Origin of the sequence: Segatella baroniae DSM 16972 = JCM 13447 (assembly GCF_000426585.1) — a bacterium.
GTDB classification, from domain to species: domain Bacteria; phylum Bacteroidota; class Bacteroidia; order Bacteroidales; family Bacteroidaceae; genus Prevotella; species Prevotella baroniae.
In genome coordinates this window covers 1-25,046 of the sequence record NZ_KE384544.1, presented here as the reverse complement: position 1 = coordinate 25,046, position 25,046 = coordinate 1, and the positions used below count along the sequence as shown (strand labels likewise).

Below are 25,046 nucleotides of genomic sequence, written 5' to 3'. Positions count from 1 at the left end.
CGTGTAATTCAGGTTCTATGGCAGATAGTCAATGGCGATGTCCCACGACCATTGGTCGAAGTAGAGGTTGCCACCGTCCCATTCCACCTCGCCCCTTTGGAAGTCGACGGTCTCGCTGCGGGGATGTTTCTTCCGGCCGTCGACGGCCTTTCCGTCCGCGTCCTTGCCCGAAGGGAAGAACGGTTGGCCGTAGTCGTCGTTCACAATCATGCGCCATGAGTCGATACCGCCCAGGAAAAAGTAGCGTTCGGCGTCGTCTTTGGCATAGGAAGGAAGCCCGAACGACTGGTCGACAGGCACCCAGCCCACTCCCTCGAAGTAGGCTTCGCACCAGTCGTGGAGGTTGTCGTGGCCGGGGTGCATCATGAAACCGCTCTGCCAATGCGTGGGAATGCCGCTCAGCCGGCACAGCGTCATGAAGAGCAACGTCACCTGGCCGCAGTCGCCATGGCGGTTTTCCACCACGTAGCTGGGGATGTTTTCAATTGTCGAATACTCGCGCGCCGAGGCCCACGGATAGTTTTCGGCGATGTATGTGAAGATGTGCCGGGCCTTCAGATAGGGGTTCTCCACGCCCCGTGTCAGGCTGTCGGCCAACAGGCGGAGCCGTGGCGTGAAGACGACATGCCGTCCGTCTTCGCCCGTGAACCGCCTGTAGACGTCGCTTCGGTGGTCGTAGGGCTTCACGTCGGTGGCTTTCAGTCCCCGGTATTCGCCGCTGACGGTGTATTCAAAGGTCTCCCGGAACACCGTCGGCAGTCCCTGCCGGGCCACCTGTTCCATGTAGACGGCCGAGTGTGAGTCAGCCGGCGGGCTGATGTGGGCGGGCATTGTGGAATGGATGAGCTTCACGTCGCGCTGGCGGTTGACGTCGCGTCGCGGGAACGGGAGCCAGCAACGCACCGTCTTTCCGGCCGGTACGGCGTCGGTGTTCACGGTTAGCGTGTAGGTCACTCGCATGCGTTTGGGTTGTGCCAGCCATCCCGTTGACTTGTCGGCAGTCCGCATGATGGCCGGTATATTCTCTCGGTCTACCTCTTCGTAGCCGTCGTGGTAAGGTCCGTCCTTGGCCTCCTTGATGCGCCGACAGGCTTTGTCGATGCGGAAGAGGTTGGGCGCCGCGTTGTGGAAATAGCGTTTCCGGCCGTCAATCGTCATGGACTCCAGCGCACGGCTCCGCTCCCAGGCGTCCAACTGTGCGTCGGTCACGTCGGGAATATACCGCCGGATATACGCCTTCACCTCCTCCCGACTCTTGTTGAAGTCGACGAGCAACCGATGACGCAAGTCCTTCGGACAGCCGTCCGCTTGCGCCCTTGCGCCCGACACGGCCATCATCGCCACGAATAGAAATGTCAGTTTTCTCATCATCTTCTTCTGTTTGCGTTGTAAACCATTGACAGCTTCCCCAAACCCATCACCTGAGCACGACGCCAATCCCCGGCCGGTCGGGCAACGCAATCTTTCCTTTCACCACTTCCATGCCCCGGAAGCGGTCGTTGCTGATGAGCAGGTTGCCGTCGAGGTCGGCAAAGTCGACGGCGGGGGCCAGTTGGGCGGCGGCACTCACGGCACACGACGTCTCGGTCATGCAGCCCACCATCACCTTCATGCCACGGGCGCGGGCGTAGTTGAGCATTTTCCAGGCTTCGCGCATGCCCGTACACTTCATCAGTTTGATGTTGATACCCGTGTAGGCGCCCTCCACGTCCTTGATGTCCTTGAGCCGTTGGATGGCCTCGTCGGCAAAGATGGGCAGCGGACTGCGCTCCGTGATCCAGGCGATGTCGTCCTTGCGCTCGCGTGCCATGGGCTGTTCCACCATCACGACGCCCTTCTCCTTGAGCCAATAAATCATGTCGAGCGCCTGTTGGCGGTCTTTCCAGCCCTGATTGGCGTCGACGGCAATCGGCAGGTCGGTCACTTCGCGGATGGTGTCGATCATCTCCTTGTCGTTGTCGCGCCCCACCTTCACCTTCAATATATTGAACTTGTCGGCGCACTCGCGCGTCTTCTGCCTGACCACCTCGGGCGTGTCGATACCGATGGTGAAGGTTGTGGAGGGTGCCTTGGCCTTGTTCAGCCCCCATATCCTGTACCACGGCGCGCCCAGGAGCTTGCCTACCAGGTCGTGCAGGGCGATGTCGACGGCCGCCTTGGCCGCCGTGTCGCCCGGCGAAAGGCTGTCGATGTAGGTGAGGATGTCCTCCATTTGGAACGGATCGTTGAACCGGCTGAGATCTACCTTGCGCAGAAACGCGCTCACGCTCTCCACCGTCTGCCCCAGATACTGCGGCATGGAGGCCTCGCCGTAGCCCGTGACGCCCTCGTAGCTTATCTCCACCTGTACGTCGGGCGTGGAAGTGCGGGAGTAGGACGCCACGGTGAAGACGTGGCGCAGCTTCAGTTCGTAGGGAAAGAAGCGCAGTTTCAGCCGCCCGGGCTTGGCTTCCTTGTTGATATTGAACAGCGGCAGGGCGAACTTGGTCAGTGCGTCGGCCTTCGTTACGGCCAACGCCGAGCCAATGGTGGCCAGCGTGGCCTTCTTCAGAAAATCGCGTCGAGTGGTCATGGTTTCTCTTTATTTGAAAAATTCATTGTTGGCTGTGGTCATGATTCCAGGCTCCCTGTCGACAGCGGGCAGGATGCGCTGTGCCCAGAGCAGGCGGTTGAGGTCGTACTCGTCGTACTCCTTGTCGGCCGGGTCGAAGCTGCTCACGTGCACCCAGCCCAGCGAGTGGATGAATTTGCGGTTGCCGATGTACATGCCCACGTGCGACACGTGGGCCGGTTTGTCGTCTGTGGCCTTGCGCCCGAAGAACACCAGGTCGCCGGGGATGAGGTTTCCGAAGTCGGAAGCAATCTCCAGGTGCTGTCCCACCTGCGCTTGTTGGCGGGCGTTGCGGGGCAGGATGATGTCGTGCGCCAGCAGAATGTTGCTCACGAAGCCGCTGCAGTCGCAGCCCTTGGTGCTGTTTCCGCCCCACATATAGGGTATTCCGTTGTATTGCATGCCCGTGGCGATGATGCTTTGGGCGTCGCGTTTCACGTCGCGGAGCCAGCGGTCGAGCGGCATGGCGTCGGCGCGGGCCACGTAGCCCTGCCGTCCGTCGGGATATTCCACCTTGTAATATCGTCCTTTCCGGCCCTTGAGGAGCAGGCGGTTGTTGCGCACGAGGTCGCCCACGAGCTGCGACCGGCTGTCGGGACGCTCGCAGACAAAGCCGTATTGCGTGGTGACGACGACCTGTGGGCTGCGGTTCCAGCGCGTGAGTTGCGCGCGCGTCATCTTCTGGAGCGAACTGTGGAGCACCCAAGCCTGGTCGCCGTCGGGCGTCTGCACCTGCAACCAGGTGCCGTCTTGCAGGATTTTGACCGGTTGGCCGAGCCACCCCTGCGTCTCCATGCCCGCGTCGTAGTCGCCCGCGACGCGCATGTTGCACACCGAAACGTTGACCACGGCCCATTCGTATGCCCCCGATGAGCGGGCATGCAGTGTGAGATGGATTGCTAAAAAGAAGGAAAACGCCAGGAAAAAGCGGGCTTTCCTTGCCAAAAAACGATTGTGTTTCATCCGTATAGAAAGAATGTAGGTCACAAATGTAAGTAAAATAGCTGTAACTTGTTGCTTTTTCTTCCTTTTTTTGACATAATGTTGTAATTTTTCATGCGAGGAATGGGGCGAATCGATTCAGAAAGTGTAAAGTAAACTTGTGTCGAGAGTGTAAAGTAAACGGTGTCAGGTCGGTTCATAGGAGCATAGCCATGGTGCACTGCGCCTGCAACCGCATGTACTGTGCATACAGCTGTCTGTACTCCACCTGCAACCGCCTTGGCGGTTGGTCTGTTTGTAGGGGAGGGTTGCGAGCGCAGCGAGCTACCCTGCCTGGCCAGTGACAGAGAAAGCTAGGCCGAAGGTCTTGGTCTTTTTACGTTTGTGGTGGATATTACTGGGAATATGGGGGTGAGCCGTCGGAATAGCCAATTGATTTTTGAAGCATGTGGAGGCACGAGCTGCAAGGGCGATATGCTGGTCATGGTCGCCGCCGACTGCCCCTTGATGGCGGGAGCACAGGCTTGCGTGCCAGCACCCGAGGCCTTCGTGCGGGTGTTGAAGCCGGCGGCTTCACCTCTCCGTAACCCCGGTCATGCCGCAGGATGACCGGGGGAGGTGTGCCCGCCATCCATCCGTCGACCCTGGAAGGGTCGCCCACCATCATCACGACTGTCTTTGGACGACCCTTCCAGGGTCGATTTCCGCTTGATCTTCTATCCCCTGGTCACTCCGCTTCGCAGAGATGACCAGGGGTTATCGAGCGATGAAGCCTCCGGCTTCACTTCCTGCGCACCCTGCGACAGGCATTTCTTGATACCCAATGGTTCATTGCACCATGACCATATACCAATGAACCGATTTGGGATAAAAGGACCAAGACCTTCGGCGTAGCTCCCCACCACCAAAGCTTAGGCAGGGTAGTTCGCTTCGCTCGCAACCCTCCCCTACAAAAAGACCAAGACCTTCGGCCTAGTTTCTTGCCGCCACGTCCCAAACAGGGTAGCTCGCTGCGCTCACAACCCTGCTCTGCAAAAAGACCAACCGCCAAGGCGGTAGTGCGCAGTGCACCATGGCTATGCTCCTATGAACCGCCTGACACCGTTTACTTTACACTCTTGACACAGTTGAAATTACACTCTCGGTTCAGTTGAAATTACACGACCGTTCAGGCTGGTGCACGGTGGCCAAAGTGCTGGCCATCAACGTCGCGACTTCCATCAGAAAGGGCCGGTTGGGCGGCAGTTTGCCGACCGCCGAGCTTCAAACAGTGCGTTGTGGCGCGATGAAAGCGGCTCCATTACAAGTCAATCGGGCTGCGATCAATGCGTTATAAGGCCGCAGTTATGGCATAACCGTGCAGTGATGACACGATGATTGCATGGCGATTGCACGATAACCGCACAGCGATTATCGTTGTAGAGGTGGTGGGTTGTAGGAGTGTGGGGATGAATGGTCGGCCTAAGGGGCTTCTTCGTCTGGCAAACCTAATGCACTTTAGGCTCGTCAAGGCCCTTTAAGACCACCTGAAAAAAAATCGGAAGCCACGAACGCGTGGCTTCCGATTTAAGTTTTTGTCGTGTTCTCGCTTACTTGTCCTCAATCAGGCATTCGCCCGTCATGTCGGCAGGCTGTTCCAAACCCATGATGTGGAGCAGCGAGGGGGCCACGTCGGCCAGTCGTCCGTCCTTCACCTTGGCCGAATTGTTGTCCGTCACATAGATGAAAGGCACCGGATTGAGCGAGTGGGCCGTGTTGGGCGTGCCGTCTTCGTTGATGGCGTTGTCGGCATTGCCATGGTCGGCGATGATGATGGCCTCATAGCCGGTGGCCTTGGCGGCCTCGATTACCTCCTTCACGCACTGGTCTATCGCCCAGACGGCTTTGGCAATGGCGTGGTAAACGCCCGTGTGGCCCACCATGTCGCCGTTGGCGAAGTTCACAACGATGAAGTCGTACAGGTCTTCCTTGATGGCCGACACGAGCTTGTCCTTCACCTCGAACGCGCTCATCTCAGGCTTCAGATCGTAGGTCGCCACCTTCGGTGAAGGCACCAGGATGCGGTCTTCGCCCTCGAAAGGAGCCTCGCGGCCGCCATTGAAGAAGAAGGTGACGTGGGCATACTTCTCTGTTTCGGCCGTATGTAGCTGCCGCTTGCCCAGTCGGGACAAGTATTCGCCGAGCGTGTCCTGCACATTCTCTTTCGGGAAAAGCACGTTTACGTCCTTGAAATTCGGGTCGTAGGGCGTCATGCAATAGTAATGCAAGTCCTTCACCGTGTGCATGCCCTCTTCAGGAAGGTCCTGTTGCGTGAGCACGGAGGTGATTTCCTTGGCCCGGTCGTTGCGGAAGTTGAGGAAGATGACCACGTCGCCTTCCTGGATGGTGCCGTCGACCTTGGCGTTGTTGATGGGCTTGATGAACTCATCCGTCACGTCCTCGTCGTAGCTTTCCTGCATGGCCTGCACCATGTCGGTGGCCTGTTTGCCCTTCGCCTCGACGAGAAGGTCGTAGGCTTCCTTCACGCGGTTCCAGCGTTTGTCGCGGTCCATGGCGTAGAAACGGCCGACAATGCCGGCGATGTGGGCGTCGTTCTTGTCGCAGCAGGCCTGCACCTGCTCGATGAATCCCTTGCCGCTACGCGGGTCGGTGTCGCGTCCGTCCATGAAACAGTGGACGAACACCTGGTCTTTCAGGCCGTATTCCTTGCCGATTTCTATGAATTTGAACAGATGGTCGAGGGAGGAGTGGACGCCGCCGGTGGACGTCAGCCCCATGAGATGGAGCTTCTTGCCGCTCTGTTTGGCGTAGCTGTAGGCCGCAACGACGCCCTCGTTCTTCAAGATGGAGCCGTCGGCACAGGCGCGGTTGATCTTGACAAGGTCCTGATAGACCACGCGGCCCGCGCCGATGTTGAGGTGTCCCACCTCGGAGTTGCCCATCTGGCCGTCGGGCAGGCCCACGTTTTCACCGCTGGCCTGGAGCTGTGAATGCGCGGAAACCGCCGTCAGATAATCTAAATATGGAGTTGGCGTGTTGTAAATAACGTCACCCTTACCGTGCTTGCCGATTCCCCATCCGTCGAGAATCATCAGAAGTGCTTTCTTTGCCATAATAATAATCTCTAATTGTTGTTATATATCCCACAAAATTACGATGAATCAATGAGATGGCAAAAAAATGGTTTTATTTTTAATAAACTTTACTGATGGAGCAGCTGTAGTGCCTGGCGCGGCGCCAAGGCGTCGGTCACCTTCTCGGTCAGCGTGCCGAGCTTCACGGCAGCCTGCGCCTTGATGTTCTCCACGTTTTCACCGAAGAGGAAGGTGTAGGTTCCGGCGTCGCCTTTCCACTGGTCGCCCGCCTCGTCGAAGCTCGTGAGCAACCGTCTGGGCACCGTCATCCGCAGCGTCTGGCTCTCGCCGGGCTGCAAGTCGCGTGTCTTGGCGAAAGCTTTCAGCTCCTTGGCTGGCTTCTCGCAGGCACCCTTCGGCGCTTTCACGTAGACCTGGGCCACCTGTTTGCCGGCCGTCTTGCCCACGTTCTTCACCGTGATGGTCAGTTCCACGTTGTCGCCGGCGACTTTGGCGGTCGGTTTGCTCATCTCGAAGTCGGTGTAGCTCAAGCCGAAGCCGAAGGGATAGGCCACCTTGCGCTTGAAGGTGTCGAAGTAGCGGTAGCCCACGTAGATGTCTTCCTCGTGGTTGGTGAAGTTGACGCCGGGCATGTAGCCGCCGTAGAGCTTCTCGGTGAGATTGTAGTATTCGGGGTCTTGCGGGAAATTCTTGGTCGAAGGCACGTCGGCCGCGCTGATGGGCCATGTCATCGTGAGGCGACCGGAGGGGTTGGCCTTGCCCGTGAGGACGTCGGCCACGCTGTTGCCGCCCTCCTGTCCGGGCTGCCAGGCCACGAGGATGGCGTCGACGCGGTCGCGCCAGGAAGCCGTTTCCATCACGCTGCCCGAGTTGATGATGACGATGACGGGCTTGCCGGCGGCGTGGAAGGCGTCGCTCACCCGGGCAATCATGGCCTTTTCGTGGTCGGTGAGGTTGAATTCGCCTTCAATTTGACGGTCGAGGCCTTCGCCGGCCTGGCGTCCGATGGTGATGATGGCCGCATCGGCAACAGCCTGTTCATGGTCTACGCAGCGTCGGGTGATCTCTATCTCGTCAAGCTTGGGCTGTCCCTGGTTGAGGAACCACATCTCCGGGTTCTTGTCGGCCTTCAGTTTCGCCTTCGCGTACTTCACGTAATGCTGGTAAATCTCGGTCAACTGGGATGTTGTAGTCACGCCGACATTCTTCAATCCCTGCACCATGTCCACCACGTAGGGCACGTTGACACAGCCCGATCCCAGGCCGCCGGAGAAGAAGTCGTAGGAGTTGACGCCGAACAAGGCCACCTGTTTCAGGTTCTTCACGGGCAACACGCGCTCGCCGCCGACTGTGAGCGGTTCGTTCTTGAGCAGCACCATGCCTTCGGTGGAGCTTTGTCGGGTGATTCGGGCATGGGCTTTCACGTCGGGTTGGTTGCTGTAGGCGTAGCCTTTGAAGCGCGGCGTCTTCACGATATACTCCAACATGTTGCGCACGTTGCGGTCTACATCCTTGATGTCGAGCCGTCCTTGCTTCACCGCCTGCACGATGTCGTCCACCTGGGCGGGATAGCCCGGCATCATCAGGTCGTTGCCGGCAGCCACCTCAAGCTCCGTGGGCAGGTCGGAACGCTTGCCGATCCAGTCGGTCATGACGATTCCATCGAATCCCCACTCGTTGCGGAGCACGCTGGTGAGCAGATCTTTGCTGCCTTGGGCATACTGACCGTTGATCTTGTTGTAGGCCGACATGACGGTCCAGGGCTTGCTTTCGCGCACCATCATCTCGAAACCGCGCAGATAGAGTTCGCGCAAGGCCCGCTTCGACAGGCGTTCGTCCACACGGGTGCGGTCGCTCTCCTGCGAGTTGACGGCAAAGTGCTTGGCGCTGACGCCCACGCCCTGGGTCTGAATGCCCTGCACCATGGCCGTGCCGATGAGTCCCGTCACGACGGGGTCTTCGCTGTAATACTCGAAGTTGCGGCCACAGAGCGGACTGCGATGCAGGTTCATGCCCGGGCCGAGGATTACATCGACCCCATACTCCAGTGTCTCGTTGCCGATGGCCTTGCCCACTTGGTAGACCAGGTCGGTGTTCCAGGTCGACGCCAGGCATGTGCCGACGGGAAAGCCCGTGGCGAAGAAGGTCTGTGTGGTGCCATCGCGGTGGGCGTCGATATGCACGCCGGCAGGGCCGTCGGCCACGACCGTGGCGGGAATGCCCAACCGGGGGATGCCCACCGTGAGTCCGGCGGCCCCGGCCACAATCTTCTTCTGATGGCCCAGCATGGCTCCCGAGCCTACAAAGCCGTCGTTGCCGCCGCCCGTCAGCAGCTGGGCTTTCTCTTCCAGCGTCATGGCGGCTATCACTTCACTGATGTTGTCCGCACGTAGTTGCGGCGCGTTCTGTGCATTCATTGTCATGCTTGCAACAAGGGCCAACGCCCCGATGATCGTTTTCTTCATTTGTTTTGTTTAAGTAGATATTGAAAGATAGTTGTAGATGGTTTTCAGATTAGTCGGATAGGTCTTGTCTGTCCTCCGAGGCAGGCTGCGTCGTGTCGAAGTAGGCTTCCAGTTCGGTCATGGCACTGCCGGCGTCGTTGGCAAGGTCTTTCACGACGACGCCCTTCTCCAGCAACAGGATGCGCGTGGAGATGTCGGACACGACGTTGAGATTGTGACTGGAGAGGATGACCGTGGTGCCTCGTTCCCGGCATTCGCGCTCGATCAGCTTGGAGATGAGAATCTGCGACGACGGGTCGAGGTAGTTGAACGGTTCGTCGAGGATGAGCACGCGCGGCTGGATGAGCATGGCGCCGATGATTCCCACCTTCTGGCGGTTGCCTTCGGAGAAGTCGCGCAGGTACTTCTTCGTGCCGAGAATCTCGCCGTGCATCAGCTGTTCGAAACCTGCAAGGCGCTGGTGGATGGTCGCTTCGTTCAATCCATATACCTTGCCGATGAACGCGAAATACTCTTCGGACGTGAAAAAGTCGATGAGGAAGCGGCCGTCGATGAACGAACCGGTGAATGTCTTCCAGTCGTCGCTTTCGTTGACGGGCTGTCCGTCGTTTTCCACTTGCCCCTCGTCGGCCTTGATGAGGTCGAGGATGAGGCGCATCAGCGTGGTCTTGCCGGCTCCGTTGTTGCCCACGAGGCCGATGAGCTGGCCGTCACGAATGGTCAGCTCCGGAATGTCTATCACGGTCTTGTCGCCGTAAACTTTCTTGAGATGGGATATCTGTATCATAGGAAAAACGTTTTGTCACTCTCCGAACTTCTCCATCCGCTCATACCGCCGGGCCATGAACTTGTCCGCCACATGCTTGGTGACGGGGCGATGCACGGCTATCAGGCAGATTCCCGCAAGCGAAGTCAGCCATTCGGCCACGACGGCAGGAAGCAACGCGTAGGCCAGGGCGAAGCCGGCCATCGGCACCAACGACACGAAAGAATATACATTGATGGACATGTTGGCTCCCTGATAATTGAAGAACGCCGACGAGAAGACGTCGAGACGGGTGGAAAAGAGGCAGCTGGGCAGCAGCAACAGATTGGTGCCGATGGCCAGCAGCGTGGCGCTGCACAGGAATCCCAGGCTCCACTTGCCCATCAGCAGCCCGGGAACGAGCAGCAGGAAGACCAGCAGATTGATGAGCATATAGAAATAAAACTTGTTGAGCAGCAGCCGATAGACCGACACGGGTTTGCTCATCAGCCCGTGAAAGAAGTTGGCTTCCACGCCGAACACCCACATCCCCAGGATGATCGACGGGAAAGCGACCGAGAAATACATGTAGAAAGCCATGAACCCATGGTCGAATCCGCTGTCGCCGCCGAACGTGGAGGACTGCAAATAGATTTGCGGCACAAAGATGACGAGGCCGTATATCAAGCTCTGGCGCAGACGCTTGGCCCGCAGCAGGCTGAGATATTCCAGACTCAGGAGCGACACCCGTCCCATGCTGCGCACAGAAGAGGCTTGGTCTTTGTGGTCGTTGTAGGCGCGCATGGCGCACAGATAGCGGTAGAGCGTATAGATGGCGAGGCCGGACAACGCCGTCATGCCCAGCATGTGAACCACGGCTCCAAGGCCCATGAAGCAGAACGCGTAAAGGGTCAGGACGAAAAGATAGAAAAGCATTCCCACCCAGACGGCCAACTTGCCGGCCCAATCGTCGGCCTTGCGCAGGCAGGTGATGGCGAGACCGTCGGCCACCGACAGCGTCCAGGTCATCAGCGTGGCCAGCAGAGCGTAGCCCACGGGCATGAATATCAGATAGACCGGCAGCATGACGAGCGGCACCATGTAATTCCAGTAATCAAGCAGGTTGGAAAGGATAAGGAATTTGTTCCATGTGCGCTCCGTGATGGGTTTCGATTTCAGGTAGTCGTCCATGATGGCGGCGTCCTGCTTCATCATGAGTTTCATCATGAAGTCGGACAACACGACGGCCAGTCCCATCGCTACGGCAAAGCGTTCAATCGACAAGTCGGCCATCTGTTCCTGCACGGTGCTGCCCCCGCCCACGTAGAAATCAATCAGAAAGCAAGCCATGATGAAGAGTATATAGATAAAAATGCCCATCTTCTTCCAATTGAAGGTGCGCCGGGTCTCTATCCACCATAGTTCGAGAAGTATCTTCAACATAAATTACACTTCATGAATTAGAATGTTGCAAAAGTAATACATTCTTTTGAAAACAGCACCGGATGTGAAAGGTAAAAAGGTAAAAAAGGTAAAAGTGAAAGATAAAACATAATTCCTGGGCGGGAACGTGCAGGGAAGGATTCATGACACAGCCCATGTCGGGTGTAAAAAAAGGGAAGCCTGCTTCACTGCTGGCTTCCCTGGAATAGAGAGAATTGAAGATTGGCCCCCATGGAGCCAATCTTTTATTCTATAGTTTCTGATGAATCCGCAAGTGTTTCACTTGCCGCCAGCCCACCATACCGGGTTGGTGAAGATGTACATGCCGGCATCGTTGCCGGAGCCGAAAGCTGCCGCTACATTCGGATTGGACACCACGTCGCTGTCGCCGTAGGGCAGACGCAGTGGCCAGCGGTTGGCTCCAGCCGACACGTTCTTGGAATTGGTGAGTTCCACCGGATGGCTGCCGTCTACAAAGCGGCAACGACGGATGTCGTTATAAGTCTCCAATTGCTCGTCACGGGCCTGGGCTATGTACTTCTGGATGAGGATTTCCTTCAGTGGGTTGGCGCTAAAGCGGGCGGCAATAGATGTGAGATAGCTGCTCACCTGCTCATTGGTAATGGCGAACTCATCTCCCAGTGCCGGACCGCCCGTTGCGAGATAGTCGGCGATGGAAGCCTTTACACCTTCCTCGAAATCGCTTTTGGCGTCCTGTCCCAGTCGTGCCTTGCCTTCGGCCAGGATGAAATAGAGTTCAGACTTGCTGAAAAGGTGCAGATAAGCGGCACCGTTCTCCAACCAGGCAGGCGCGTTCAGCTGTCTGTCCAGCTGCGCCTGTGCGTCGTTGCCAGGTTCGCCAAGGATATTGGCACCAAACATGTCCACATTGTAGATGGACTCACGTGGGTCGTTGCGTTCTGCAAGGAGCTTGTCCATCGTTGTTGTAGAGCCGATGTAGTGGCGACTCCACCAGTAGGCTGACCATGAGTTGTCGGACGTCTGTCCGTTGAAGATGGATAGCTTGCACTCCGTGAAGCCGGTTGCGATGGCGGCATTGGCCTCGTCCACCACCTGCTGCAACAGGGCGTTCGTCTTGTTCACGCCATAGGTGTGGAGCAGGTAACGCGCTTTCAGGGCGTGGGCGAATCCTTTCCAAAGGTTCAGCTTGCCCTTGAAAAGAAGGTCTTGGTCGGCTGCATGACTGCCGCCTTTGTCCAGGTTCTTCTGCGCCTCGTCCAACAGATTGAAGATGTGGTCGTATATATCCTTCTGGCTGTCGATTTTTGCATTGACACCGGTGAAACACTCCTTGTAGGGAATGTCGCCGTGAAGGTCGGTCAGCACTCCCCAGTTGAGTGCCTCCAATACTTGTTCAATGCCCAGAATGTCGTATTGATTGGCATTGACTCCTCCCTCGGCGCACTTCTTGCTGATTGCAATCAGGTTGTTCAGATTCAGATAGGTGTTGTTCCACTCGTTGTTGAAGGTGGAACTGCTTGCCGTCTCGCCCATTTGGCGAAGTTCGGTGTTCTTCAGCTGGTTGTTGCCCGTTCCGAAGAGCTGCTCGGTATAGGAGGAGACATACCAGGCATAAGAGCCGCACAATGTCGAGTAGACGGTGGAAACCTCTGCGTCGGTGATCTGGAACTTAGCGTCCACGACGTTCACGCTCGGGTGTCGCTGGTCTTTGTTGATCGAATCCATTTGGTCTTCAGAGCAGGAAGCGAACACCAACGACGCTAAAGCGACACCAAAAATATATTTCATTTTCATAATTGCTTGTCTTTACGTTTATAAAACTGTTAGCATAACTTAGAATGTAATCTTCAAGCCACCGCCAAAACTTGACGTGTTGGGCACCGAGAAACGTTCAAAGTAACCACTCATGTTGCCGTTGCCCTGCGAACTTTCGGGATCGAGATTCGGCATTTTGGCCCATACGAGTACGTTGCGTGCAAAGCCATAGACGGAAAGGTCGATGCCGGCAAACTTCGGGAACTGGTAGCTCAGCGTTACGTCGCGCAGTTTCAGATAGCTCGTGTCGTAGATTCCCGCCTCTGTCACGTCGTTGTAATACTGATAGTATTCCCTCTTGCTCACCTCTACGGTGTTTTTCTTGCCGGTGGCCTCGTTGATACCTTCGGCGACCATCGTTCCCTCATGGTAGGGAAGGGATTCTTTTGAAACGCCAAAGTAGTTCAGAGTGAGGTTTGTGCCGCTGTACATGCAACCGCCTTTCTGCCAATCCATCGTGGCGGCAAGTGACAGCCTCTTGTAACGGGCGTGGAGGTTGAAGCCCATGTTGAAGTCGGGTGTGCATTCACCCACATTTACACTGCCTGCCGTTTCCTGTGGCCGGCCTTTGGCGTCGAGCAGCAGCTGCCCGTCTTCGGTGCGCTTGAAGGCCGTTCCGTAGATGTTGGGATAGGTGTAGCCTGCCTGTGCGCGGACTTGCGGTTGTACGAAGCCGCCGAGCATGATGCTCTGGACGCCTTCGGCAAGTTTCTTCACCTTGTTGGTGATCTTGGTGAAGTTCACGCCGAAGTCCAGACCGTAGTCGGAATGGTCAAGGATGGTCGCGTTCAAGGAAAGCTCGTGTGACCATGTCGTCATCTGTCCGGCATTGGTGCGGAGATATTGGTAACCCGTTGTGCCGGCTGTCGGAACGTCGAATATCTGGTCTTTCACGTCCTGATAGCTCAGCGTGTACTCCAGCTTGACACGATTCTTGAAGAGTCCAAGGTCAATGCCGGCTTCCCAGTTGGAAGTGTTCTGCGGCTTCAGGTTCGGGTCGTATTTCACGTAGTACGGCGTATAAGTCGTGGCACCGCCAAGGGGATAGCTGATAGGCGTGTAGGTATACATGCCGCCGCCGTAGGAAGGCACATACATGTAGTTGCTGTAGAACTGGCCAGCCTGGCCCACCTGGGCGTGTGACAGGCGGAGCTTTCCGTAAGAAAGGACGTCGTTGCCCTTCATGGGAGAAAGTTCGGTGAAGATCCAACCCAAGGAAATGGATGGATAGAAGAAGGAACGGTTGCCACGTGGCATGGTCGACACGACATCGTTACGGCCGGTCGCCGTCAGGAAGAGCATGTCGCGCCAAGAGAGTGTAGCCTGGCCGAAGAAGCCTACGGTACGTTCCTGCGCATGATATTCCGAATGCTCGTCCATGGAGGACGTGTTGCCGATGACCGGTTGCCCGTAGAAGGCCAGGCCCGAACCGTCGTAGTCCCAGATGCGCTTGTACTGATGGTTGAACTCGTTGCCCAGAACAAAGCCGAAGTCCCACTCCCTGTCGGCACCCCACTTGGCGGTGAAGTTGGCGGTGAGTAGGCTGTTGAAGATACTGTTCTGCGAACCGTAGTTTTCCACTTCACCTTTGTTGTTGTAGGCTGAACCCAATTCCGCGATGGTGGCGTTGTTGCTGGTGTAGGTGTCGATACCGGCCTGCTCGCGGAACACGAGGCGATAGCGGTCGCTCCAGTTTAACTTCGGGCTGAACTCTACGTATGCGTTGCCGAACACACGGCTGGTGTGTTGCGAATATTCGTCGTTGTCGGCCCACCAATAGGGGTTGTTGAAGCCCAGGTTACGGAAGGAAATCTGCTTGGTGGGGTTGCCCGGCTCGTGATAGGGGGTGCCTTTCAGGTTGTATTCTGCGGGAGCGGAATACACGACATTGACGATGCCGCTGTTGGCACCAGGCGCGGAAGTAATCTTCACGGAACTGTAATTGGCCGAAAAACCTGTCTTCCAGCGGTCGTTGACCTTCCAGTCCACGGCACCGCGTGCTCCTGTACGAGTCATGCCTGTCGACGGAATGACACCCTCTTGATAGGTGTCGCTGATACTGAACGAATAGCTGATGTCGTTCTTGCGCTGTGAAATGTTGAAGGTGGCGTTCTGGGTGAAGCCTGTCTTGAAGAAATCGCCCACGTTGTCGTAGACCTGCGGCGTGGCCCAGCCGTCAAGGCCTGCTGCGGCGTACTTCGGATTGTAGTACATGCCGGCATGCGTGGTGAGGTCGCCTTTGGTGTATTTGTTGTTGGTGTTGCCACCATACGTCGGGTCGTTGGCAAGGTCGGAAATCTTCGGACCCCACGACTGCGAACTTGACGGATTGTATTTTCCGCTGGAACCTTGGGCGTAGACCGTCTGCCGTTCAAACTTGCGGCTCAGGGTCTGTGCGCTCAAGTCGGTGGAGAAGCTGATGACCGGCTTGGTGGTCTCCTTGCTTCCCCGCTTGGTCGTAATCAGAATCACGCCATTGGAGGCGCGAATGCCATAGAGGGCGGACGCGGCCTGTCCTTTCAGCACGTTGATACTCTCGATGTCGTCGGGGTTCAGGTCAATCGTGCGACTGGAGATGTCGGAGCCTGTCACCGAATTGCGCGTATCGAAGTCGGGTGTGGAAGAAATGGGCATGCCGTCGACTACGTATAAAGGTGTGTTGTTGCCGTCGAACGAACGTGCGCCACGAATCACAATCTGTGCCGATGCGCCCGGCGCGCCGGAAGAAGTGCGAATGCCCACACCTGTCAGCTTGCCCTGGATGGCACTTGCCAACGACGATGTACCGGAAGTGTTCAAGTCCTTTGAGTCCAACACCTGGGAGGCATAGCCGAGGGCCTTCTTCTCGCGTGTGATACCCATGGCCGTTACGACCACTTCGTCAAGCACCTTGTCATCCGTCGTCAACTGGATTTTCATGCCATCCTTGGCCACAACAACCTTGGCCTTCATACCGATGTATTGCACACGAAGCTGATTGCGCCCTTCGGGCAAGGTCAACTTGAACTTGCCGTCTATGTCGGAAGCGGTGCCGGTCTTGGTTCCTACCACAAGAATCGAAGCGCCTACGATAGGCTCGCCGTCTTCTTGGGAGACAACCGTTCCGGAAATCTGGGTTTGTGCCAATGCCATTCCCAAACTTAGGAACAGGCAGGCGAAAAACATACTTAGTCTCTTTTCCATAAAAACCTCTCTCGTTAAAAAATATGTAAAATTAAATCTCTCGCGCAGCGTTATTAGATTGCATGATTATGCAAAGCGTCTTTGCGGCCCATCATTGCCGATTCGTTTCACAAAAATAACACTTGTAAAGCAAAGTTCCAATTATTTCAAAGATTTTCTTTCTTTTTGACACGGATTATCCGTTGTTTTATGAAAATTTGGTTATAAAATGGATATTTATGTGGAGTTTTGGAATAAACGGCCATCGAATGGGATGCAGGAAGGCGGCGATTGAAAGCACATGGTTCGATGAATATTTCGTGTTCTTGCGGCGGGAAACGGGCGGAAGGGCTGCCGTTGCGGCGCGGAAGGGCTGCTTTGAAGGGGCAAAAGCTGTGCTTTGGGAAGGTGGAAGCACTGCTTTCACCGGCTGAAAGGGCAGCCGTTGCAAACGAAAAGCGGGCCGACACTTTCGTGCCGGCCCGCCATGCGTGTCACCTTATTTATATATGTCAATTGAAAGGGTTGAGGATTTGGCCCTTGTCGAACACCATCACGATATTGTCGTTCGTGGTGTTGGTGAGCGTCATCTCCGTAGGATTCTTGGTGGCGTTGGCCTTTATCTTGTAGGTGCCGGGCTCGTTGCCGGGCATGAGGGTGGTGAGCGCGTTCTTCCAGGCCAGCTGCGAGTAGAAGGCGTTGCCATACTCAACGCCGCCCGTCTTGCCCGTGAAGGTGATCGTCTCTGCGTCGACAAGCGTGTAGCCGATGTTGATCTGCCCGACAAGGTTGTCCAACATCAGCGAAAGGCCGAAGTTCGGGCCAAACTCCGTGTCGGTTCCGAAATAAGCGTACACGACAGGGTAGCCGTTTCTCGCGTTGAGGTCTGCAATGGCCTTCCAAAGGCCGGCGACGGCTGTGGAGCTTTTGCTCAGGCTGAGCGTCCAGTTGCCGGTGACGAACGCCTCGGAAAGCGGCGGATAGACGGGGGCGAGCTGCACGGAATTGTCGTTCTTGTCGGCCCAGGCTTCACCCTCGGAGTAGAGGAAGCCGCTGATGGTCTTCCCGGCGAGGGTGTCGGCCTGCAGCAAATCCAGGCCCTTGTCCGTGTAGGCGAAAGGGAAATCCAAGATGTTGCCGTCTTCCTTCTTCACCTTCAGCACGTTGTAGGCGATTTGGCAATCGAAGGTCTTTCCTCCGGCGGACAGGCGGTAGCGTGGTGCGTCCATCGCTTCCTTCATGTTGTCGACGCCTTTCAGGTAGTCGGTCCACTTCCTGTCTCGGGCCATCGGCGTCATGACGATGCGTCCCCCGTGCTTCTTTCCTTCCAGCACCACGGTGTCGGCGGAGGCTTTCTGCACGCGGAACTCGAAGTCGCCTTCGTATCCGAGACCATTCTTGCCCACCTCGGCCACCGGGTCGGAGAACCTGTGGATGGCCTGGTTGTACTCGTCGAACGAGAGGAGGACGCCCTGGCTCTGCATCACCTGGTAGTGTGTGCCGTTCGTTTGGTCTCCCTTTTCGTTGGCCACATCCACCGTGTTGTCGGCGTTGAACTTGCAAAGCACGTTGTAGCCGCCGTATTTGTCGGCGGTCTTGTAGGCCATGCGCCAGCCGTTGGGGGCCGCTACCAAGATGTCCTTGTAGGACTTGATGGTCTCTTCGATGCGTTCGGCGGAGGATTTGTCGAACACGTCGTCCACCTCGTTCGTGCAGGAGGAGAGCGTCGTCAGTGCTGTCAACAGAAACAGCAAACTATATATTTTCTTCATGTTCCTTCTTATTTTAGTGTTTTCAAATCAAGCTTGGCAGCCTCTTGGGAGCGTCTGAGCACAATCGTGCGCAACTTGTCGATGTCGACGCCCCAGCTTTCCTTGAAGTAGACGCGCAGTATTTCGAGCTTCTTGAGGATGGCGTCGCGGCCGCTCGTGTCCTTGTCGGCGACGCCACTGTCGAGAAGCTTGTTCCACATCTCGTCCGTAAAGGTGACATAGGTGGAGAAGGTCTCGGCGAAGTCTTCGTTGTACTCGCTGCTGGCATAGCCTGTCACGAATCCCATCTTGGCCGACTTGGAGTCGTCCACGTTGACCCATCCCGTGGAGGTGTATTTGCCGGCCGACACCGTGCGGAAGTCCGTGGAATAGTCGCGGAGCTGCGTGAGGATGTGGGTGAACTCGTGGTGCATCGTGTGGAAGTAGCGCTTGTTCAGGTCGAGGGGCGTCTGCCAAAGGGGGCGGAACGGGTCTTTCGTCTCCAGGTAGATGTTGTCCGGGTCGAGCGCGTTCACCTGGAAGAGCGTCACCTGAATGCCGCCCTCGGCCGTACCCAGGACGACACTGCCCTGTGCGGGATTGTACTGGCCGGAGCCTATCATCTGGAACACGCGGAAGCAATGGTCCTTCAGGAAGCGGTCTCCCATCAGTTCCTTGTAGGCGTCGAGCCACACGTGCTTGATGAGGATGGCCATCGCCTTGGAGTTGCTGATGGTGGCCGGTACGACGTTGTAGGTGCGGTTCGTCAGATTGTCGTTGTACAGATAATTGAATTGGATGTTGTAAGGCTCCGTATAAGTCTTGGACAGCCATTTGTCAAACTCGGAATCCTTGGTTTCCGTGGGCTTGAAGATGGATTCGGAGCTTACGTCGTCGCTTGAGCAGGCGCCGGTCAGCACGGCGACAGCCAGCAAAAGAAATAACTTGATATATTTCATGATGTCGTTTCCTTTCTGTGATTAGTTACGTGGATTGGGTTCCAGCCCGTTTTCCAGCCCCTTCGTCGTCACGTCCTGCGGTAGCTGGATGGCGCCTCGCAGGTCGCCGGCCTTGAACTGGAGCGTGGGTTCGCCGTCTACCATGTGGCAGATTTCGAGCCCGTAGCGCTTGATGTCCTGGAAACGCAGGCCCTGCATGTAGGTCTCGATGCGGCGCAGCTGCAGGATGGCGTGGATGAGGTTGGTCATCGTGCCTTCGGCCACGGTGAATCCCTGCGGATGAAGTGGCTTCTTGATACCGCGGTCGTCGTCGTTCTTGAGCAGCGCGGGCACGCTTTTCTGCTTGTCCATGAACGCGTTGATGCTTTCCTTGGTCTGCGGGGCGGTGCCGGGAACGGCGTGGGCGCCGAGATAGAGGTTGATGTCGGCAACGGCTTGGTCAAACTCTCCCTTGAGCGCTTGGGCCTCGGCCCTCACGAGCAGGGTCTCGTCGGCCGTGAACACGGCGTCGACAATGCGATACCATCCCGTTCCTGCCGCCTTGTCCTTCCATTCTATCTGGTAGTCAAGTTTCGGGTAGCGGGCAAATTCCGTGCTGCCAAAGAGAAGGTTTGCCTCCTGGAGGGCGCGGCGGCCCCAGGGCTGGTCGGCACGAAAAGTCTCATAGTTCAATATCGTAAAGTTGTGGCCGAAGCGATACATGTCAGAGATGAACCATATGCCCAGTGAAGAGACGGCGGGCCGCAGCATCAGGTTGGCGTTCTCGTCCGAACGGATGTACTGCGCCTTGATGTCGCTCGGATTGGAGAAGCTTCTGTAGGCTGCCACGTTGCGCAGCATGGCCGCGGGAGCCGACCCCAAGGCTTCGGTGGCATACTTGATGGCCTTGTCGTACTTGTGGTAGTACAGGTTGAAGCGGGCCGCGAACGCGTAGGCCGCACGGCGGTTGAAGTGGTATTTCGGCGCCGTGAGGTGACTGTCGGAAACGTTCGGGAGGGCAGCCTCTATGTCGGCGTCGATGTTGGCATAGAGTTCTTCGAGCGTTCCACGGGTGTCCACCGACACGCCAGCCTGCTTGGGGTAGGGGAGTCCGAGATATTCCTTGGCCTTCGTGGGGTCGTAGGCCATGCAGAACGTGTTGGACAGGCGGAAGATGTTGTAGGCGCGGCAGAGCAGGGCCTCGGCCTGCAGGTCCTTGGTGTCCTTGTCGGTTATCTTCGGCAGCGCGTCGAGCACTTGGTTGGCCGTCGCGGCGGCCTTGTAGGTCTCGTTCCACACGCTGCGAGGGTCGTCGTTTTCGGTGGTCGTCACATCTTGCCAGCGGTAGGCCATGTCTTCGCTCTGGGTGGCGCCGTAAGCCTTCCCGTTGTCCGTGATGTTGTCGCTGCTGATTTCCATCAGATAGTTGGGCGACACGTCGGCATAGGCGGTCGCCAACAGCAGGTTGGCCTTCTCGTAAGTGTTCACCTCGGCGCGGTCGTCGGGCAATTTGTCGAGATACGTGTCGCAGGATGAAAGTGCCACGGCCCCCAGGGCGAACAGCAGTATATTTAATTTCTTCATAATCGTTTTCTCTTTTGTTACATTAAAGTCCTAATCTCAGCGTCAGCGTGAACTGACGTGCCATCGGAACGGCCACGCCGCCGGCGTTGAAGAACTCCGGATCCTGTCCGTTGAGCTTCTTTTCCGAGTAAATCAGGAAGAGGTTGGTGGCCTGCAGCTTCAGGTTGAGGGTGTTGAGCGACAGCGCGTTCACCCAAGCGTGGGGGAAGTCGTAGGAGACCGAAATCTCTTTCATGCGGATGAAGTCGCCTTTGGCCACGCGGTCTGTGGAGAAATTGTAGGCGTTGTAGGCGTTGGCCAGGCGCAGGTCGTTCTGCAGCGTGCGCAGGTCGGCGATGGCCGGGATGCTGGTGCGCCTTTCGTCGCCCGAAACCGTCCAGCGGTTCTTGAAGTCTTTGGGCATGGAACTCAAGTCGGAGTAGGAAGACTTGAAGGCCGGGTCAAGGCGAACCTTGTTGCCGAAGGCGTAGGTGGCGAACACGTTGAGGTGCCATCCCTTGTAGGAGAAGGTGTTGCCCAGCGATCCGGTGACGGTGGGGTCGGTCGGACCCTCGTAAACCAAGTAGTCGAGCACGCGCGATTGGAACTCAATCTCGCTGGTGGTCAAGACTCCTTTCTCATTGATGAAGGTGGGAATGCCGTTCTCGTTCAGGCCCTTGAAGTCCATGGAGTAGAGCGCGCGGTAGGGGTCGCCCTTGCGGGTGAAGCCCACGCCCGATATCATGTCGAAGATTTGCGAGCGGTTGTCGAGCTTGGTCACCTTCGTTTTCACGTGGGAGAAGATGAAGTCGGTGTTCCACTGGAAGTCTTTGGTCATGATGTTCTTGGTGGAGATACCCAGTTCCTCGCCATGCGACTTCATCGAGGCAATGTTGGCAAACTCGGTGATGGTGCCCTTCGTTCCGTTGGTGGTGCGCGGGCCGAGCAGGTCGTAGTTGTTGCGCGTATACCAGTCGAAGGTCACGTTGATGCGGTTGTCGAGGAAGCCGAGGTCGGTGCCGATGTTGAACTCGTGCTTCTTCTCATAGGTCAGCTCGGGGTTGGCGAAGTCAGAGACTTCGAGTGCCGATTCCTGGTCGGAGGAGAAGGGGCGCCAGGGGTTCACGCTCTTCAGGATGACCTGGGAGTTGGCAACGGCGGGCTTGTCACCCGTCAGCGAATAGGAGGCACGGATGGTGGCGTGGGTCAGCGTGTTGTTGAAGACCTTGCGGAACCAAGGCTCCTCGTGGGCGTTCCACGCGCCGGAGACGTTCCATGTGGGCAGCCATCGTGCGCTGCGAGCCTTGCCCAGGCGGTTGCTGCCCTCGTAGCGCGTAGTCAGGTTGGCCGAATAGCGGCCCTTCCAGGAGTAGTTGGCCGTGCCGAAGAACGACACGTCGCGGCCGTAGGTGTTGTTCAAAGTGAAGTAATGGCCGCCTTCCTCGGACAGTTGCTTGAAGTAGTGGTAGTCGTAGGAGCCGAGCATGCCGAGCTGATACTGCACACCCACGGCGTCGAAGTGCGTGCGGAAGCGGTCGGTGTTGTTCACTTCCATACCCCCGTAGAAGTTGACGATGTGGTCGTCGTTGTACACGTCGTTGTAGCTGGCCGTGGCACGGAAGTCCCAGCTGTTCATCTTATATTTGGTTTCGCGCTGGAATCCGCCCTTCTCCAGGACGGAGAACTTCTTCGAGTTGGTCTGGTCGGGGTCTTGATAGAGCCACGGGTTGGCGTCGCGGATGGTGGCGTCGTCCATGGCGCGGTAGGCCATGGCGAAGTTGGAGTTGTCGCGCACCTGATGGTTCTGTACGGTGTTGGAGAACTTGTAGGCTCCCAGTACGGCCAGTTCGACCTTGGTGATGGGCTTGTACTTGAGTTCGGCCTGCACTTTCATGTCGAGCACGTCGAAGTCCATGAAGTTGTTGGCCAGTTCGTGATGGATGTTGAACGGCGCGTAGCTGCTTGTGTAGAACACGTTGGGGTCGAGGGCGCGCGACGTGTTGATGGCGTAGGAGTAGGGGTTGATGTCGAAGTCGCGGCTGACGGCGCCCGAAACGGCGTCGCCCTTCTGCGTTGTCGTGCCCGGCGCACGCTGCTTGCGGTAGGAGGTGTTGCCGATGAGGTTCAGTGTCACCTTCTTGCTCAAGTTGTAGTTGGCGTTGATGGAGTAGGTGTAACGCTGCACCTTGCTCTGCTCCGTCCATCCGGGGTCGTTCATGTAGGAGAACGACGTGTAGTACTGTGCCTTGTCCGTACCGCTCTGCATGCTGATGGAGTGGTTCATGGAGATGGAGTTGTTGAAGAGCTCGTCAAACCAGTCGGTGTTCCTCATCTCGGCAGCCTGGAGATATTCGTTCATGGCGTTCTGGGTGTTGGCTATGCCGAACTTGCCGTTGGTGGCGTCGTAGGTGTTGATGAGTTGGTACATGCGGCCGTAGACTCCGCTGTTGGAGGCGCGGAGCGTGCGGCTGAAGCTGATGAGTCCGGCGTTGTACATCTCCTTGTAAATGCCCATCTGCTCCTGCGAGTTCATGATGTTGAACTGGCTGTAGCTGGGTTTGAGGCGCATGGTGAACTCGCCGGTGTAGTTGATGCGCGACGTTCCGGCCTTGCCTTTCTTCGTCGTTACGACGATCACGCCGCCCATGGCGCGTGCTCCATAGATGGAAGTGGCCGAGCCGTCCTTGAGAATCTGGAAGCTCTCGATGTCGTCCGAGTTCAGACCGGCTATCGCCGATGAAATCAGGGTTGCCGCGTCGCCGGAAGAAAGGGCGTCGGCACTGACCTCCGTCACGTCTTCCATGATGACGCCGTCGACCACCCACAGCGGTTTCGACGAACCGTAGATGGACGTGGCGCCACGCACGCGGATCTTGGGTGCAGTACCGAAGGTGCCGCTGACGTTCTGCACCGACACGCCGGCCACGCGGCCTTCGAGGGCACGGCTCACGTCGGGCACGCCGTCGAGCTTCGACTTGGCTGCGTCCAACTTGGAGGCTGCGCCGGAGAAGAGCCGCTTGTCCATCTTCTGCATACCCGTGACGACGACTTCATTGAGCGTCTGGTTGTCGGGGTGCAGCACGATGCGCATCTTGCCCGTCTTGACGGCCACCTCCTGCGTCTTCATGCCGATGTAGGACACGACAAGGTGGGCGTTGGAGGAAACTGACAGGTGGAACTCTCCGTCCATATTGGTGATGGTTCCTAAAGCGGTTCCCTTCACTTTGACAGATGCTCCGATAATGGGTTCGTTGTCTTCGGATGAGACAACCGTACCCGAGACTTGTACTTGGGCCATGGCCATTCCTAAACTTAGGAAGAGACATGCCAAAAACATAGACAGTCTTTTTTGCATAGAAAATCTCTCTTGTTGTTAAAAAATGATATATAAATGATAATTTCTCTCTCTTTCTTTTGTTGAAGGGGCCAAAAGGCGGCGCGTTTCCTCATCGTAAAACGCGCTGTAGTCATTTCGATTCCAGTATGCAGGCTTTTTTCGTTATCCGTTTCCCTTTCTTGCAAGCGGACAAACATTTGCTTACAAGCGGCAAAATTAATGTGTGTTTGTCAATTTTCCAAATAATTACGTGAAAATTGTTGTATTTTTGAGTGGAAATGGCTAAAAAAGATGAAAATGAAAGTTGAACGACGAAGGAGGAAAAGTAAAAAGGTAAAAAGTAAAAGGGTAAAAAAGTAAAAGACCAAGGTAAAAAAGTAAAAAGGTAAAAGGGTAAAAAGGAGGGGTGCCCGCTGTCCATCGTCGACCCTGGAGGGGTCGTCCACGGTCATCACGTCTGTCTTTGGGCGACCCTTCCAGGGTCGATTTCCACTTGGTCTTCTATCCCCTGGTCATTCCGCTTCGCAGAGATGACCAGGGGTTACTGAGCGATGAAGCCTCCGGCTTCACCTTCTGCGCAGCCTGCGACAGGGATTTCTTGATATCCAATCGGTTCAAGGGGACATAATCATGGTGTATTGCGCATGCAACCGCTTGCACTCCGCCTGCAACCGCATGTACTGTGTACACTACCGTCTGTACTCCGTCTGCAACCGCCTTGGCGGTTGGTCCTTTTAAAGGGCAGGGGTGCGAGCGAAGCGAGCTACCCTGCCTGGCCAGTGACAGAGAAAGCTAGGCCGAAGGTCTTGGTCTTTTTAAGTTTATGGTGGATGTTGCTGGGTGTAAAGGGTGAGCCGTCGGAATTGTCAATGGCTTTTGAAGCATACAAAGGTATGAGCGACAAGGGCGAATATGAAGGGTATGGTTGCCGCCGGCTGCCCCTGGATGGTGGAAAATCAGACTAGCATGGCGGCACCCGAGGCTTTCCTGCGGGTGTTGAAGCCGGCGGCTTCACCTCTCCGTAACCCCCGGTCATGCCGAAGGATGACCGAGGGAGGTGCGCCGCCAGCCATCCGTCGACCCTGGAGGGGTCGTCCACCATCATCACGGCTGTCTTTGGGCGACCCTTCCAGGGTCGATTTCCGCCTGGTCTTCTATCCCCTGGTCACTCCGCTTCGCAGAGATGACCAGGGGTTA

General features: G+C 56.7%; 14 protein-coding genes. 1 reads left to right on the top strand and 13 read right to left on the bottom strand.

Annotated elements, in window-relative coordinates:
* Window positions 1–15 precede the first annotated feature (15 nt).
* Genes K334_RS0112860 through K334_RS0112850 form a run of 3 tightly spaced genes read right to left on the bottom strand, consistent with a single transcriptional unit; the run spans window position 16 to window position 3,556 of the window.
* Window positions 16–1,368: a transglutaminase-like domain-containing protein gene (locus K334_RS0112860; protein WP_027445070.1), complete on the bottom strand. Its 1,353-nt coding sequence runs from the start codon at window positions 1,366–1,368 to the stop codon at window positions 16–18.
* Between the two features lie 49 nt (window positions 1,369–1,417).
* Entirely contained in the window at window positions 1,418–2,572 is a 1,155-nt protein-coding gene (locus tag K334_RS0112855; protein ID WP_027445069.1) for a dipeptide epimerase, read from the bottom strand.
* Between the two features lie 9 nt (window positions 2,573–2,581).
* Entirely contained in the window at window positions 2,582–3,556 is a 975-nt protein-coding gene (locus K334_RS0112850) for a C40 family peptidase (RefSeq protein ID WP_248623532.1), read from the bottom strand.
* Between the two features lie 429 nt (window positions 3,557–3,985).
* Here K334_RS0112850 and K334_RS14970 point away from each other — a divergent pair, with 429 nt between their 5' ends.
* Window positions 3,986–4,162, top strand: coding sequence for a hypothetical protein (locus K334_RS14970; protein WP_154655626.1), 177 nt, complete (start codon window positions 3,986–3,988; stop codon window positions 4,160–4,162).
* Window positions 4,163–5,142: 980 nt separating this feature from the next.
* Here K334_RS14970 and gpmI read toward each other — a convergent pair.
* The 10 genes from gpmI to K334_RS0112790 form a co-directional block, all read right to left on the bottom strand.
* Window positions 5,143–6,666, bottom strand: coding sequence for a 2,3-bisphosphoglycerate-independent phosphoglycerate mutase (gpmI, locus tag K334_RS0112840; RefSeq protein WP_021588656.1), 1,524 nt, complete (start codon window positions 6,664–6,666; stop codon window positions 5,143–5,145).
* An 89-nt stretch (window positions 6,667–6,755) separates the two neighbouring features.
* Window positions 6,756–9,113 (bottom strand): glycoside hydrolase family 3 C-terminal domain-containing protein, encoded by a 2,358-nt coding sequence (locus tag K334_RS0112835; RefSeq protein WP_027445067.1) that lies wholly within the window; start codon window positions 9,111–9,113, stop codon window positions 6,756–6,758.
* A 49-nt stretch (window positions 9,114–9,162) separates the two neighbouring features.
* Window positions 9,163–9,900: an ABC transporter ATP-binding protein gene (locus K334_RS0112830; protein ID WP_027445066.1), complete on the bottom strand. Its 738-nt coding sequence runs from the start codon at window positions 9,898–9,900 to the stop codon at window positions 9,163–9,165.
* A gap of 15 nt (window positions 9,901–9,915) precedes the next feature.
* Window positions 9,916–11,301: a DUF5687 family protein gene (locus K334_RS0112825; RefSeq protein WP_025881954.1), complete on the bottom strand. Its 1,386-nt coding sequence runs from the start codon at window positions 11,299–11,301 to the stop codon at window positions 9,916–9,918.
* Window positions 11,302–11,580: 279 nt separating this feature from the next.
* Window positions 11,581–13,077: a SusD/RagB family nutrient-binding outer membrane lipoprotein gene (locus K334_RS0112820; RefSeq protein WP_025881952.1), complete on the bottom strand. Its 1,497-nt coding sequence runs from the start codon at window positions 13,075–13,077 to the stop codon at window positions 11,581–11,583.
* Window positions 13,078–13,116: 39 nt separating this feature from the next.
* Complete coding sequence (locus K334_RS0112815) at window positions 13,117–16,281, bottom strand: SusC/RagA family TonB-linked outer membrane protein (protein ID WP_021588641.1); 3,165 nt, start codon at window positions 16,279–16,281, stop codon at window positions 13,117–13,119.
* 491 nt (window positions 16,282–16,772) lie between these two features.
* Window positions 16,773–18,032: a DUF4302 domain-containing protein gene (locus K334_RS0112805; protein WP_025881948.1), complete on the bottom strand. Its 1,260-nt coding sequence runs from the start codon at window positions 18,030–18,032 to the stop codon at window positions 16,773–16,775.
* A gap of 8 nt (window positions 18,033–18,040) precedes the next feature.
* Entirely contained in the window at window positions 18,041–18,970 is a 930-nt protein-coding gene (locus K334_RS0112800; protein ID WP_025881946.1) for a zinc-binding metallopeptidase, read from the bottom strand.
* Window positions 18,971–18,991: 21 nt separating this feature from the next.
* Window positions 18,992–20,533, bottom strand: a complete 1,542-nt coding sequence (locus K334_RS0112795) for a RagB/SusD family nutrient uptake outer membrane protein (RefSeq protein WP_027445065.1) — start codon at window positions 20,531–20,533, stop codon at window positions 18,992–18,994.
* Between the two features lie 22 nt (window positions 20,534–20,555).
* Window positions 20,556–23,867: a SusC/RagA family TonB-linked outer membrane protein gene (locus K334_RS0112790; RefSeq protein ID WP_027445064.1), complete on the bottom strand. Its 3,312-nt coding sequence runs from the start codon at window positions 23,865–23,867 to the stop codon at window positions 20,556–20,558.
* Window positions 23,868–25,046: the final 1,179 nt, after the last annotated feature.

What these genes read in the sequence shown, in the direction of transcription:
- K334_RS0112855 (WP_027445069.1), bottom strand. Translation starts at nt 2,572, where the DNA reads ATGACCACTCGACGCGATTTTCTGAAGAAGGCCACGCTGGCCACCATT.
- K334_RS0112805 (WP_025881948.1), bottom strand. Translation starts at nt 18,032, where the DNA reads ATGAAGAAAATATATAGTTTGCTGTTTCTGTTGACAGCACTGACGACG.
- K334_RS0112815 (WP_021588641.1), bottom strand. Translation starts at nt 16,281, where the DNA reads ATGGAAAAGAGACTAAGTATGTTTTTCGCCTGCCTGTTCCTAAGTTTG.
- K334_RS0112800 (WP_025881946.1), bottom strand. Translation starts at nt 18,970, where the DNA reads ATGAAATATATCAAGTTATTTCTTTTGCTGGCTGTCGCCGTGCTGACC.
- K334_RS0112825 (WP_025881954.1), bottom strand. Translation starts at nt 11,301, where the DNA reads ATGTTGAAGATACTTCTCGAACTATGGTGGATAGAGACCCGGCGCACC.
- K334_RS0112835 (WP_027445067.1), bottom strand. Translation starts at nt 9,113, where the DNA reads ATGAAGAAAACGATCATCGGGGCGTTGGCCCTTGTTGCAAGCATGACA.
- K334_RS0112790 (WP_027445064.1), bottom strand. Translation starts at nt 23,867, where the DNA reads ATGCAAAAAAGACTGTCTATGTTTTTGGCATGTCTCTTCCTAAGTTTA.
- K334_RS0112860 (WP_027445070.1), bottom strand. Translation starts at nt 1,368, where the DNA reads ATGAGAAAACTGACATTTCTATTCGTGGCGATGATGGCCGTGTCGGGC.
- K334_RS0112830 (WP_027445066.1), bottom strand. Translation starts at nt 9,900, where the DNA reads ATGATACAGATATCCCATCTCAAGAAAGTTTACGGCGACAAGACCGTG.
- gpmI (WP_021588656.1), bottom strand. Translation starts at nt 6,666, where the DNA reads ATGGCAAAGAAAGCACTTCTGATGATTCTCGACGGATGGGGAATCGGC.
- K334_RS0112795 (WP_027445065.1), bottom strand. Translation starts at nt 20,533, where the DNA reads ATGAAGAAATTAAATATACTGCTGTTCGCCCTGGGGGCCGTGGCACTT.
- K334_RS0112820 (WP_025881952.1), bottom strand. Translation starts at nt 13,077, where the DNA reads ATGAAAATGAAATATATTTTTGGTGTCGCTTTAGCGTCGTTGGTGTTC.